Genomic DNA, 299 nt, shown 5'->3' with positions numbered 1-299 from the left:
AGTGAATGGCACAGCCTTTACAGGAACCAATACCTTAACGGCCCAAGATGCTTATGGAAACACGGTAACTAGCTTTAATGCGAACGCGAATAATATTACAGTAAGTACAAGCCTAACAGGAAGCATTGGTGGATTGTCCAATGGTGCCGTGATGAACAATGCGGTAGATTTCACTAGCGGAGTAGCGAACTTAACTAGCTTAGGTTTGACCTTCACAGGAACCTCAGGTACAGGAACATTTACCTTTACCCCAGCGACAGGAACTGCAGTAACAAGTTCCAGTATCACGGTGAATCCGG

Annotated in this window: 1 protein-coding gene; it reads left to right on the top strand. The window is 45.5% G+C overall.

Annotated features, from left to right (window positions below; translation table 11 throughout):
- Positions 1-299, top strand: a 299-nt coding sequence (locus EWU23_RS13830) for a hypothetical protein (RefSeq protein WP_205753200.1), incomplete at both ends; no start/stop codon positions are given.

This window comes from Aquirufa beregesia, assembly GCF_011090385.1.
In the GTDB taxonomy this organism is placed as follows: domain Bacteria; phylum Bacteroidota; class Bacteroidia; order Cytophagales; family Spirosomataceae; genus Aquirufa; species Aquirufa beregesia.
This window is presented reverse-complemented; position numbering and strand designations above follow the sequence as displayed.